This is a genomic window from Ensifer sp. EB106-05-01-XG146 (assembly GCF_058791875.1).
Genome location: NZ_JBYTDX010000002.1, coordinates 1,255,214 through 1,267,826, shown reverse-complemented (window position 1 = coordinate 1,267,826; position 12,613 = coordinate 1,255,214). Strand labels below are relative to the sequence as shown.

The window sequence follows — 12,613 nt, the reverse complement described above, 5'->3', positions numbered from 1 at the left end:
GGGTTTCACCCGAACGAGGGGAAGGCGCCGTTAAGCGCGATGCAGAAATTTACACCCAGGTAGGGCTGGCGGTTTTCATGCGGGAGGTTTCCACCCGACAGACCGATCATGGGGGGAGCAAACTGGGCATCCGGCTGGGCAGTATTCACCGCCATGACCGTATGCTGCGTTGGCAGGCTGAGTGAGTTTCCGGCTGAAGGCGTACTTGCTCTTTTCGTCCCGTCAGTCTGATTGTAGACCGTCAGTGAATGCGTATGTGCCGGCATTTCGGTTGAAAGCAGTGTAACATTCTGCGTCCCGAAGACCTCTCCGATCGTCCGGGGCGTAAGACCTGGACCCGTGCCCTGATTGCAGGGTGCGCGTCCTGCAAAGTTTGGCAACTGGAAATTGCTGTGACCGTTGCCGCCATACGACGTGCCGATGAGCGAGAACAACGCGGTATTTTGCTGGATGGGCATCAACGGTCCGTTGCAGAGTGCCCAGCCATAGGGTGCGTAATTGAAACTGAAGAGCTGGATCTCACCAATGAAAGGCTCTGTCATTCTTATCCCCTTACTGTGAAATACAGGCCCGAATCAACTTTGCTGCGGAAAGATTCCGTATAATGCAATGCAAAAGTGCGTCGTCAGCGTCGGCATCGTGTTGTCATGAGGCTGACTGCCGCCTGTGGGGCTGGTCGAATTCGGCGACGTCCCGCGCCCGGTCAGGCCGCTCACGTCCGTTGCGTAGAGTGTGTCGCTGGCAACCGCTCCTAACATGACAGTCGGCCCGACCGCCGTCGCGTCCGCTGTGGCCGTCGTTGCGACTATCGGGTGGCCATGCGGTGGGAGTTGGGTGCTGACCAGTGTCACGTTTTCGGTGCCAGCAATCTGACCGAGCACCCGCGTCGTCAGGCCCTGACCCGTGCCCCAGTGCATCGGCACGCGGCCGCGTAGGTCAGGCACACGAAATGTTGACTGGCCGTCTCCGCCGTAGGTGGTCCCGAGCAGCGTGTAAAGCATCTCATATTCCGCGATCGAAAGCAGCGAACCGTCGCAGGTCTGCCAACCGGTGGGAACCCGGGGGAACCCGAATATCCGTATTTCCCCGACATAGGGAGTGCTCATGCTTACCTCCGGTGGCTGAGTTCAGTTGCGCGACGGGTAGACGCCCGACAGCGCGATGCAGAAGTTGATGACGTTGAAGGGTTGCATATTCGCGTGCGGCTGCCCACCGCCCGCAGGCGCGATGCTCTGGGACGATAGAGGGACCTCAGACCCACCGGGTTGCGCGTAAATCGGCAGAGTTGTCGTACCGAAGAGCGACGGCGCACGTTGATCTCCAACGGTCGTCGTTCCATTACCCTGATGGAGATGAGAGGGGATCTGCTGCGTATTTAATGTCACGGTCTCCACGCCTCCAATCTCCGCCATCGCGGTGGTAGGTTGCCAGCTTGGATCGACAGAATTGCCGTAGGACACAGGCGCGCGGCCTTGCAAATTTGGTAGCATGAAGTTTGTCGTGCCGTTGCCACCGTAGAATGTGCCCAGCAGGGAAAACAGGGCCTGATTCTGGGCGATTGCCATCACCTGACCGTTGCAGAGAGCAAAGCCCTTCGGCGCAAAACCAAATCCGGTCATCATGATCTGCCCGACATAGACCTCGGTCATCGCTGCCCCTTCCGATAAATCTCAACGACTCTAGTTTGCGCCTTCTTCGCACTCTCCCTCATAACGCGTATCTTGGGAAGGGGGGTGTGCGGACTCTTTATTGTTTGAATTCCCGCATAAGTCGCACTAGTCCTGGTTGTGTGACTCGAATTTTCGTGTCAAGCAGTGGCTGGGGTTGGGAAGGACTGATCGTGGCGATGGACCCGCGTCCATGAAGCGCGCAGTGCGTACAGGGGCAGGACATGTTTCAAGAGATCTTTGGTCGGGCAGGCGCCGGGCGCGGTTACATTGCGCTGTTCTTTTTTTTCCTCACGTTCCTTTTCGTGGTGGCGATGGTGCCTGTGTCTTCGGCGCAGGCTGGTCTTTGCGGAACAACCCAGAACGTGACAGTGCAGTCCGGCGGGACAAGTGTCATCACCTGCTCGGAGTGGGGCTTTATCCAGCCGGCTGTGACCAACCCGTCCCACGGCAGTCTAACCTTCGGTATGCCCACCAATACGAACGCCCTTATTTACACCAACAACGGAGACGGGGCGACCTCTGACAGCTTCGTCGTCTATGATGAAAGCCCCTCATCGCCAGTCACATTTAACGTGACGGTTGCGCCATCGAGCTCACCGTTGACCGTGACGCCGGCAAATATGCCGACACCTGTCATTGGTGCGGCTTACATTCAGACACTCAACACCACCGGCGGCACTGGTCCCTATACTTATGCGCTCAGCGGTGGGACGACGCTGCCACCTGGCCTGACGCTTTCGGCTGCCGGGGTCATATCCGGAACGCCGACCGGCTCGGGCCCCTATAACTTCATAGTACGAGTGACCGATTCCACCACGCCGACGGCGCATACCTACGACAAAAGCTACAATCCGACGATCGCGGCACCCGTGATTGACGTTACCCCGGATAGTCTACCGGACGGCGGAGTAGGGGCCGCCTACAGCGTCCATTTTTCTGCGTCCGGCGGTACGCCGCCGTATACATATACTCTGGACGTAGGCACCTTGCCGACCGGATTAAGCCTTTCAACGAGCGGGCAACTGTCTGGCGCACCAACGACGGCAGGAAGCTTCAACTTCAAGATAAAAATCCAGGATAGCACGACGATCTCGACCGGTGGCGTCCATTTCGTGGCGCAGAATTTTACCACCACCATCAATTCCTTCCCGCCAGTGGCGCTCAGCCCGGCGAGCGGCGCGCTTCCTGCCGCAACGGTTGGCAGCGCCTATTCGCAAGGGATCTCGGCGAGCGGGGGGGCCGGGGCAATCAGTTACGCGGTGACCGCGGGTTCGCTTCCCGCAGGTCTCGCCTTAAACACGACGACGGGCGCAATCAGCGGGACGCCCACCGCTGCCGCGATCGGGACTGCAAACTTTACCGTCACGGCGACGGCGGCGACCTCTGGCTCGGCCACCGCGAACTACTCCATTGCCGTCAGTGCGCCCCCCGTAGTGCTGACGCCGGCAAACAACACCGCCTTGTCAGGGGGAACGGTGGGCGTTGCCTACTCAAACAGCTCGATTTCGGCGACCGGGGGTGTCGGTGCGATCACCTATTCGGTGTCGGCAGGTGCCTTACCGGCAGGGCTCACCATCAATCCCTCGACGGGCGCGATCACCGGAACGCCGCTTCCTGACGCCTATGGTTCCGCGCCTTTCACGGTGACGGCCACGGCTGCGAACGTCGGCACCGATTCCAAGGCCTATTCGATCACCATCGCGGCCCCACCGGTGGTGCTGACGCCGGCGGGTGGGGCCCTTGTCGGTGGCGACGTGAACGTCGTCTACCCGGGTGCGTCGATCTCTGCTAGCGGCGGATTGGGGACGTTCACCTATACGGTGACGGCGGGCTCGCTTCCAGACGGCCTCAGTCTGAGTTCGGCTGGGGCGATTGCCGGTACGCCGACGGCGGCCGGATACGGTACCAAAAATTTCACGATCACAGCGACAGGCTCGACCGCCGGTTCGGCGTCGGCCGCCTACAGCATCGCGATTTCCGCGCCACCGATGACGCTCACGCCCGCGGGCGGCGCGTTGACGGCAGCGACGGCGGGGACGGCTTACTCCGACACGTCGATTGCCGCCGTAAACGGGCTCGGGACGGTAACCTACTCCTTAGCATCGGGCACACTGCCGCCCGGTCTCGGCCTTGCGTCTGCAAGCGGCGCAATCACCGGGACGCCAACGGTTGCGGGAGCCTTCAGCTTCACCATCACGGCCACCGACATGCATAGCCGGACGGCCAGCGAAAGTTACAGCATCAATGTCGTTGCCATCGCTCCTGATGCTCCGACTGGGCCCGCGGCGATGGCGAATGATGCTAGCGCACGTGTGAGTTTCTCTGCGCCTGCCTTTAACGGTGGCAGCTCGATTACAGGCTACACAGTTACAGCGAGCCCAGGCGGCGTAACCGCGACGGGACCGTCAAGCCCGATCGACGTCACTGGCTTGACCAACGGCCTGAGTTACACGTTTACGGTCGCAGCAACCAACCTTGCCGGGACGGGTGTCGCTTCCGGTGCTTCCAACGCCGTGACGCCGAAAGCGCCGCAGACGATAACGTTTGCCAACCCCGGTTCCCAAACTTTTGGTACGACGCCCACCTTGACGGCAACTGCGAGTTCCAGCTTGCCCGTCAGCTTCACCTCCGCGACAGCAGGTGTGTGCACAATCGATCCTGGCGGTAAATTGGCCTTCCAATCCATGGGTACTTGCACAATTCACGCAGATCAAACCGGTGACGCGGCCACTGAGGCTGCGCCACGGGTAAGCCAGAGCTTCATAGTGAATGCGGTTGCTCCGGCGGCACCGACGGGAGTTGTTGCGACGGCTGGCGACAGCCAGGCTATGGTTGCCTTTGTTGCGCCCTCGAGCAACGGCGGGGCGCTGATCTCGCGCTACGTTGTCACATCGAGCCCGGACGGTTTGACGGGAGACGGCACCTCCAGTCCGGTGGTCATCACCGGGCTGACGAACGGCACGAGCTATACGTTCACGGTCGTCGCTGAAAACAACGCCGGTCCTGGCCCTGCGTCGGCCGCCTCCAACGCGGTGACGCCGCGCACGATCCAGACGATCACCTTTGCCAATCCGGGTGCCCAGAACTTCGGCACGACGCCGACCCTGACGGCGAGTTCGGACTCAAGCCTGACAGTGAACTTCACCTCGTCGACGACGGCGGTCTGCACGATCAGTCCCGCTGGACTTCTGACCTTCGTATCGATCGGCACCTGTACCATCAACGCCGACCAGCCCGGCGACAGTACCTATCTGCCGGCAACGCAGGTTAGCCGATCGTTCGTGGTCAACGCGATTGCGCCGGGCGCGCCGACCGGCGTTGTAGCCACGGCCGGCAACGCCTCGGCCGAGGTCTCCTTTGCCACGCCGGTCAATACTGGTGGTGCGCCGATCACCGGCTACACCGTCACAGCCAGCCCCGGCGGCCTGACCGAGACAGGCCCCGCGAGCCCGCTCACGGTGGCCGGCCTGACGAATGGCACCGGCTACACGTTCACGGTGACGGCTGCCAACAGCACTGGTACGGGGCTCGCGTCCGGCGCCTCCAATTCTGTCACCCCGAAGGGGCCGCAAACGATCATCTTTTCCAATCCCGGACCTCAGAACTATACGACGCCGGTGAACCTGATTGCGAGCGCCAGTTCCGGGCTCCCTGTGGCCTGGCAATCCATGACGCCCAGCGTCTGCGTCGTCACTTCAAGCGGTGCGGCAACCTTCCGCAACGGCGGCACCTGCACCATCGAGGTCTCACAGGCCGGCGACGGCGCCTATCTGGCGGCACCCAGTGTCAGCCAGTCGTTCGCGGTCTCGGCGCCGATCTTTGCCTTTTCACCGGCTGCGGGCTCACTGCCGGTTGCAACCGTGGCGACCGCCTATAGCGTGAGCTTCACGGCCACGGATGGCACATCGCCCTATAGCTTCGCGATCGCGAGTGGCGCCTTGCCGGGCGGGCTTTCGCTGGCGTCGTCGGGCGTTCTTTCGGGCACGCCGAACGAGGACGGTACCTTCACCTTCACGATCGCGGCCACCGATGCCTATGGTGCGACCGGGACCAGCGGCAGCTACAGCCTGATTATTCGGGTGCAAGCGCCGATTGCCGGAGCAACGACGAAGACGGTTGCCGCCAACTCGACGGCGAATGTCATTGCGCCCAATCTTTCCGGTGGCGCTGCGGCTTCCGTAACCGTCACTACCGCGCCATCACACGGCACTGCCACGGTGGCTGGAACGTCGTTCAACTATACGCCCGCCGCGGGTTTCTCCGGTACTGACACCTTCAGCTACACCGCAACGAACGCGACCGGGACATCGGCGCCGGCGACAGTCACGGTGACGGTGTCTCCACCGATCTTCGCCTTTTCGCCCCTTCCGGGACCGCTTCCCGGGGCGACAGTTGCCCAGCCCTACGATCAGACGATTTCGGCGACCAGCGGAACCGGGCCTTACAGCTACGCGATCACCGGTTCGCAGCCGCCTGGCCTGACGCTCGCGGCCAACGGCCGCCTGTCGGGCACACCGACGGTGGACGGCAACTTCAACTTCACGATCGAGGCGACCGACGCGAACGGCGCGACCGGCTCTGTCACCTATAGCTTGGCAGTGGCGGTTGAGGCGCCGTCGGCCGGTGCGGTTGCGCTTACGGTTGCCGCAAACTCGACGGCAAACGTCATCTCGCCCAGCATTTCGGGCGGTGCAGCCGCATCGCTCGCGATCGCAAGCCCGCCGCCGCGCGGCAATGCGTCGGTGTCCGGCTTGCAGATCCTCTATACACCCCAACCCGGCTATTCCGGCACCGACAGCTTCACCTACACGGCGACGAATGCGACTGGCACATCCACGCCGGCAACCGTCACGGTGACGGTCTCGCCGCCGGTGCTCGTCCTTTCTCCGACCGGTGGCACGCTTGCGGCCGCCGTCGCCGGGGTTTCCTATAGCCAGAGCCTGACGGCCAGCGCCGGCACGGCACCCTATCTGTATCAGGTTACATCCGGGACATTGCCGGGCGGGCTGACGCTCGATCCAGTCAGCGGCGCGATCTCCGGGCGACCGGGCGCCGACGGCGACTTCGCCTTCACGGTGACGGCGACGGACGCCAACGGGGCGACGGGGCAGGCGAGCTATCGCATTGCCGTCGTCTCGGCCAACATCGTCTTCAGCCCGGCGGCCGGCCGCCTTCCGGATGCCATGGTCGGTGAGGCCTATTCTGCGCCGATTTCCGCAAGCGGCGGCACCGGCGCCCTGGTTTACAGCGTCAAGAGCGGCACTTTGCCAAAGGGCATGGTGCTCAATGTCTCGACCGGCGAACTGACCGGGCCGTTGGCCGCGGATGCGGTGCCCGACACCTACCGCTTCACCATTGGCGTCGTCGACAGCCGTGGCGCCAGCGGTTCGGCGGTCTATACGCTCAAACTCAACCCGCGTGCGGTGACGGCGCCCAGCATCGTCGTCGACGTGCCCGCCGGCACGACACCGAACAACGTCTATCTCAACGCCGGTGCCACCGGCGGTCCGTTCACCAGTGCCGCCGTCGCCTCGGTCTCGCCGCCGATCGCTGGCACAGCCGAGATCATCGAAGGCGAGCTTGCAGCCGCCGGCAGCTTTACGCCGGTCGGCTATTATCTGAAGTTCACGCCCAATCCTTCCTATTCCGGTTCGGCGGTGGTTAGCTACACCTTGAGAAGCGCACTCGGTACGTCGGGTGCTGGAACTGTCACCTACAAGATCGCACTGGACCGTGTCGCAGCCGGGGAAGAGATCGACGGCCTGGTACGCGATTTCGTGCGCAACCGGCAGAGCCTGCTGTCGTCGACGGTCAAGGTTCCGGGGCTGATCGAGCGGCGACGGGCGGCGATGAGCACCGATCCGGTGACGACGGCGGTCACACCATCGGAGAATGGCGCGCGCCTTGGGTTTTCCACCAGCCTCACGCAGATCCAGGCGGCGCGCGACGCAGCCGACGCGGCGGCTGCCGGCCAAACCTTCGTGAAGACCGACCAGCCCTTCGACGTCTGGATGGATGGCAGCTTTCTGTTCCACAAGGACAAGGACGACGATAGTGACAAGTGGGGCAACTTCGCCCTGTTTTCGATCGGCGCCGATTACCTGATCAGCGAGCGGGCGCTGGTCGGCCTGTCGTTCCACTACGACTACACGAGCGACCCGACCGACGAGGACGCCGAACTGACCGGCAATGGCTGGCTTGCCGGTCCCTATGCGTCGTTCGAAATCGGACAAGGTGTGTTCCTCGATGCCAACCTGCTCTATGGCGGCTCCTCGAACGACATCGATACCGGTATCTTCACCGGCACCTTCGACACGACCCGCTGGATGGCGGACGTCAAGCTGACCGGCGAGTGGCAGCTCGACGAGATCACGGTGCTCACCCCGAAGCTCAGGGCCGTCTACTTTAACGAAGAGGTCGACGATTACACCGCCAGGAACGCGCTCGGAGAGACGATCGACCTCAAGGGGTTCATCGAGGAGCAAGCCCGCTTCAGCATCGGTCTTGATGTCGAGCGGACGCTGGAACTGGAAAACGGCCTGATCCTGTCGCCGACGGTCGGCGCGGATGTCGGCTTTGCGTCGCTCGATGGCGAAGGCCTGTTTGGCCGGGTCTCGGCCGGGCTCGCGCTCAGCAACAACGACAACTGGGACCTCGACTTCTCGCTGCTCTTCAACATCGAGGGCGACGGTTCGCAGGCGGCTGGTGCGAAAGTCGGTGCGCGCGTCCGGTTCTGACGCCCGCGAGGTCTATACGGAGGTATCGCGTTGCGATTGACGCGATACCGATAGATGAGACGGCGCTGGACCGATACTTCCGTTCCGTTGACGGGGCTTCGATTGAGCGGCGGCTCACTGGCGACCATTGGCTCTGCGACACCGGTTTGCCGTTTTCCGTCGCGGGCAGCCATCTTGCGTTGTCTTTAGGACTCGGTCTTCGCGGTAGCAACTCCGCAATCGCGCCCTGCGATCATCCCAACCGCCCAGAGCATCCATCTACTTTCCCTATATCGTTCGCCCCACCACTTGGGCCACGACCGAAAACAGTAGGGCCGCGAGCGCGACGGCCGTTCCATATCGCGCAATCTTCACGCGGCGCCCGCGAGCGCCACTCCAGTCATTGCCCATCATTCCCCAGCCGGCGTCATACCGTGCTTGGTCAGGTGGGGTACACCTTGAAATCTCGGAACTTTCAGCAATAAATGGCGCGTCTGTAGAAATCGAACGCTCAGACGGAAAGGCTCCGGATCATCCTCGTGGGGTTCCGGGGCCTTTTTGCGTCTCGCAGCTACGCGACAGGCGTCGTGTTGTTTGCCGCATTGCCGGGGGTAGCAGTCAGAAGGCTCTTTACCACCTCTTCGATCCCCCTGCTTGCTACCTCGTACTCGAATACAAGACATTGGTCTGGATGTTGTTCTGTTTGCAGTTCTTCCAATCGTTCGGCTGCGAGCGCATACGCCTCGAAAAGGTCATTCAGCTCCGCCGGGCGGACATCAGCTTCGAGCGCCCGTCGAAATTTCGGCAGTCTCACCCATAACCGGCGACGTCCTAGTTCCCTGAATTTCTGCATTTCGCTCCCCCTTCGGTGTGCAATCTAAGATGGCGCAGCCAAGGAAGGGTTAAATCGAAATTTCAATTGCGAGCGACCTCGCTAAAACCGATGAGCTCTCCGGCCGATTCTTCCCTGCGCGTGAAAGGCAAAACCGCAGATTGCAGGCGTGTGGGGTAATTTAGTGTTGCTGCAGGTACGTGATCATTGGAGTCGTTGACGCCGTTGCCGCATCATCTTGGCTGCTTCACGGCAGATCTCCAAACCGTCCTCTTTCTCCATACTGCGGTCGCGTATCATCTCCAGTCATAGCCCATCGCTCCCTCCGCGTGGCTTTCCAGAACGTGAGCGACGACCCCGACCAAGCCGAAGCTCGACCATCGATCGGACGAGCCAGCCACGAATGTCGGACGTCTCTAAAAATTCAGACATGTGGTCGATCGCATATTCCAGGGTTTGCTCAGTCAGGGCGGTTGCAGCCTCTGGCGAGACCGTCAGGTTGCGCGCCCATGCTGACAGCTCGGGCAGCAGGTCTATGACTTCGGTGCTTCCGGCGCCTCCTGAGAAATTTACCATTGAGCGGCAGGAATCTCTGAGTCTGCATTCGAGTTCCCATGCATCTCGGTTGCCGTTCATGAACAGGGAAAGCGCTTGCCGCGCCAAGCATTCAGCTTCGTCGCTGTGACGATCGATGTTCCTCGCGGCCACGACCTTCTTAAAGACGGTGGAAACGATGTTGAAGTCGTCAGGAAGGATGTACCCGGATCGCGTTTGGTTAAACATGCCGCAGTCTTCCTCCAATCTGGGCTCCTAGCCGCAGAAGCCCGTTTTACAGCCCAACACGGGGCGATTTTGGCCGGGGAAGTGCGCTCTGACTATTAAATTTGACATGTCTCGCGCTCCCGCGTCTTAACTCCCTCAAAAGAGAGGACAGACCCGATGAACAGAACGACGTTCCTCGCCTATGCGAGGCGCGCGCCTTTTGGCGGCCGCCTGAAACAGAGCCAGATTAACTATGAACGCCATCCTCGACGAGCGGGATCGGCGCCAGTCTATCGGTAAGGTGCTCGACAATCGCCATCTCGCCTATATGCTGGGGACGGTCTTTCACGAAACCGGCGAAACGATGCAGCCGATGACCGAAACCTGAACTACTCGGCCGAGCGTATCGCCGAAGTGTGGCCCTCGCGCTTCCGACGATCGGCAGCGCTAATCCCTTCGACCACAATCCGCGCAAGCTCGCAAACAAGGTCTATGGCGGCCGGATGGGCAACACGGCGCCCCGACGACGGCTATGCCATCGCGGCCGCGGACTTGCCGCAGATGACCGGCAAGGACAACTATAAGAAGTTGGGCCTCGCCGATGCGCCGGAGACGGCGGCCGAGATGCCGACGGCCATCCGCATTCTGTTCGATGGCATGATCCGTGGCATGTTCACCGGCCAGTAGCACGCCGACTATTTCAACCAATCAACGGCGATCCGGTCGGTGCCCTCAACATCGTCAACGGGAACGACAAGGCGAAGCTGATTGCCGGCTATTATCGCAACTTCCTCGACGCGTACGAGGCGTCGCGGGCGCCGGCCGAAGCTGTCCCGGATTTAGTGAAATCGCTTTTCCGGGATTTAATGGAACCCATGTCCGCGAATTGCCGAAACCCGCAGGCTCGTTCTAGCCGGTCTCGTTTGGCTGGTCGCCGAGATCCGCGAGGACGGCGCCCGGTCGGGCACCCGGAAAATCGAAAGGCAGAACAATGCATGCGAGGCTTACAGGAATCGATCCGCCGCTTGGAGGAGGGCTCGGTGCGAGCGCAGGATAGGGCGGCGACCAGTCGCGCCGCCGCTCACCAGTGCAGGATCAGCTTGTCGACCGTGTCGGGCACGTCGAGGCATCGGTTGCCACGATCGGCGAGGACGTCTCGGAGATAAAGCCAGTAACCGATGCCGTCAAGCGATGGAAGCTCATGGGCATCGGCGCGCTCGGTGTCACTGGCATTGCCACGATTGGTGTGAGCTTTGCCGAGGCAATCCGACGCATCGCGTTTGTCATCATAGGAAAGGGATAAGCCGGGACGCAGAGCAGGGTAAGGCGGTTCCCTCTCCATGTGACGCTGCCATCACTGGATGACGCATGTTCCCGGCCAATCCCGGCACGAGCGGCCTGCGCAACTTGTCAGCGGCATGCCCGCGACCAAGATACAGGTGATGACGGCAATCGTTCGGAACATCGCGCCGTTCCAACTATTGCGTTAGCGCGATGGCGATAAACCAGGCTGCGAACGCGATCAAAAGCCAAAGGCGCGCGCCTTTGTACCGTTGCCGTCTGGCACTTTCCCAATCGTAAGACATCTGCGCCTCCTTCTCGGTAGCGCACAATGCAAGATTGCGCCTGTGAGGAAAAGACGGTTATCGTGTATATGCGCAGCGCTACTTAGGTCGCTGTCTCTGCCCGGGGCGTTGCCGGCGTTTTCTGCAGTCAATGGCGCGTCCCCTCAGTCTCCAGGTCAATGAATCGGCCGATCGACCAAAGGTAGGCGACAAGCTGCAACTTCAAAGGATCGCGGTTGCCGTACTTCCCCGTGATCCTGTCGAGTTCGTCTTTCGCCCGGTCCTGCTCTTCGATGTCCCCAAGCACATACCTGTCATGACCCACGGCCGTGATGTTACAACCGGCCCCGATCACTTCATCGACAAATGCAGGAATTTCGCTCGCTTTCATTTGGCGTTTGTCTTCGGTCATGTCGGATCCTCCTTCGATCGGGAGGCTAATACGAAGCGCGGGGGCGTTGCTAGAAGCAAAAATGATCCTAAAGATTTGGGAGGGCAGGCAAGGAAACGGCCCCGTCCGGGGAGAGCGGGGCCTCGGCACCAAGGTGCCAATTGGCTCCTAATAGATGGAGCCTATCCTAGATCCTACGGGGGTACATTGATCATAGGCAGGCGTATAAACGCGTAAGTCTGATAGAGGTCCCAGCCCCGAGCGAAAAAAAAGGGCCCCGAAAGCCGATAACGGGGCCCTTGAAGGTACGTGCCAAATTGTCCTGGTGAACGGGCGCCAGGACGATCTCTAAACCTACCACGCCGGGACTGGTTCCGCCTAGACCTGCAAGCCGGGAGCGGGAGAAAAGTGGTCCGGCACGACACGACGGGCCAAGAGTGGCTGATCCATGGGCTCCTGGGAGAAGGAACAATCGGGCCGCCGTCCTACACGACTGTAGGGAATTGTTCTGCGCCATCCTGACCATCCGTAGCTCCCACAACCAGTAGGGGAATGGACCCGTCGGGGCGAGGCCATAGGCACTTATCAGACTCCACTTCCGGAGGGAGTGTGCAGGTGTCACCCTGATCTGGGAATGGTTCCGCAAAAGTCAGAAACTCAAACGGCGGAGCCACGAA

Annotated in this window: 10 protein-coding genes; 4 read left to right on the top strand and 6 right to left on the bottom strand. The window is 61.3% G+C overall.

The features are described 5' to 3' along the window. Nucleotides 1-5 precede the first annotated feature (5 nt). Genes AC3WVQ_RS25955 through AC3WVQ_RS25945 form a run of 3 tightly spaced genes read right to left on the bottom strand, consistent with a single transcriptional unit; the run spans nt 6 to nt 1,649 of the window. Entirely contained in the window at nt 6-542 is a 537-nt protein-coding gene (locus AC3WVQ_RS25955) for a phage tail protein (protein WP_060529401.1), read from the bottom strand. Nucleotides 543-575: 33 nt separating this feature from the next. Beyond that, complete coding sequence (locus AC3WVQ_RS25950; protein ID WP_060529400.1) at nt 576-1,106, bottom strand: phage tail protein; 531 nt, start codon at nt 1,104-1,106, stop codon at nt 576-578. 21 nt (nt 1,107-1,127) lie between these two features. After that, nucleotides 1,128-1,649, bottom strand: a complete 522-nt coding sequence (locus AC3WVQ_RS25945) for a phage tail protein (protein WP_060529399.1) — start codon at nt 1,647-1,649, stop codon at nt 1,128-1,130. Between the two features lie 242 nt (nt 1,650-1,891). Here AC3WVQ_RS25945 and AC3WVQ_RS25940 point away from each other — a divergent pair, with 242 nt between their 5' ends. Then, nucleotides 1,892-8,407 carry a putative Ig domain-containing protein gene (locus tag AC3WVQ_RS25940; protein ID WP_492383198.1) on the top strand — a complete coding sequence of 2,172 codons (6,516 nt, stop codon included), beginning with the start codon at nt 1,892-1,894 and terminating at the stop codon, nt 8,405-8,407. A 550-nt stretch (nt 8,408-8,957) separates the two neighbouring features. Here the strand turns inward: AC3WVQ_RS25940 and AC3WVQ_RS25935 are convergent. Continuing rightward, a complete protein-coding gene (locus tag AC3WVQ_RS25935) occupies nt 8,958-9,239 on the bottom strand; it encodes a hypothetical protein (RefSeq protein ID WP_252160681.1) in 282 nt (93 codons plus the stop codon). Between the two features lie 285 nt (nt 9,240-9,524). Next, nucleotides 9,525-10,019: a hypothetical protein gene (locus tag AC3WVQ_RS25930; RefSeq protein WP_162728861.1), complete on the bottom strand. Its 495-nt coding sequence runs from the start codon at nt 10,017-10,019 to the stop codon at nt 9,525-9,527. A gap of 214 nt (nt 10,020-10,233) precedes the next feature. Between AC3WVQ_RS25930 and AC3WVQ_RS25925 the strand changes: the two genes are divergently transcribed. From AC3WVQ_RS25925 to AC3WVQ_RS25915, 3 genes are all read left to right on the top strand, one after another. Beyond that, nucleotides 10,234-10,368, top strand: a complete 135-nt coding sequence (locus AC3WVQ_RS25925; protein ID WP_255381111.1) for a hypothetical protein — start codon at nt 10,234-10,236, stop codon at nt 10,366-10,368. A 104-nt stretch (nt 10,369-10,472) separates the two neighbouring features. Then, nucleotides 10,473-10,667 carry a hypothetical protein gene (locus AC3WVQ_RS25920; protein ID WP_252160680.1) on the top strand — a complete coding sequence of 65 codons (195 nt, stop codon included), beginning with the start codon at nt 10,473-10,475 and terminating at the stop codon, nt 10,665-10,667. A 400-nt stretch (nt 10,668-11,067) separates the two neighbouring features. Beyond that, on the top strand, nt 11,068-11,283 hold the full coding sequence (locus AC3WVQ_RS25915) for a DUF1515 family protein (RefSeq protein ID WP_250807053.1): 216 nt from the start codon (nt 11,068-11,070) through the stop codon (nt 11,281-11,283). A 410-nt stretch (nt 11,284-11,693) separates the two neighbouring features. Here AC3WVQ_RS25915 and AC3WVQ_RS25910 read toward each other — a convergent pair whose 3' ends face one another. After that, the gene (locus AC3WVQ_RS25910) at nt 11,694-11,957 is read right to left on the bottom strand and encodes a Y4lK-related protein (protein ID WP_246812617.1); all 264 of its coding nucleotides are present in this window, start codon (nt 11,955-11,957) and stop codon (nt 11,694-11,696) included. Nucleotides 11,958-12,613: the final 656 nt, after the last annotated feature.